This is a genomic window from Streptomyces sp. CA2R106 (assembly GCF_037034245.1).
Classification (GTDB): Bacteria; Actinomycetota; Actinomycetes; order Streptomycetales; family Streptomycetaceae; genus Actinacidiphila.
The window spans coordinates 1-329 of the sequence record NZ_JBAGKC010000198.1; the positions used below are offsets into that span (position 1 = coordinate 1).

The window sequence follows — 329 nt, forward strand, 5'->3', positions numbered from 1 at the left end:
GGGGACTTGTCGATCGCGGCGGTCAACGCTCCCCGCCAGGTCGTGGTCGCCGGCGCCGCGCAGGCGTGTGGGGAGTTCGTCGAGGCGTTCGCGGAGCGCGGGGCGCGACGGATCGCGGTGGATTACGCCTCCCACACCGCACATGTCGAGGCGGTCGAGGACCGGTTGGGCGAGGATCTGGCGGGACTGTCCCCGGTGAGTAGTCCGGTGCCGTTCTATTCGACGCTTGAGGCGCGGGTGGTGGATACCGCCCAGCTGGATGGCGGGTATTGGTATCGGAATTTGCGGGAGCCGGTGCGGTTCGGTGAAGTTGTTGCCGCGCTGGCGGC

1 protein-coding gene is annotated in these 329 nt (G+C 69.0%); it reads left to right on the plus strand.

Annotation, left to right across the window (positions count from 1 at the left end; translation table 11 throughout):
• A partial coding sequence (locus WA788_RS35720) for an acyltransferase domain-containing protein (protein WP_335984692.1) occupies positions 1–329 on the plus strand: 329 nt, incomplete at both ends.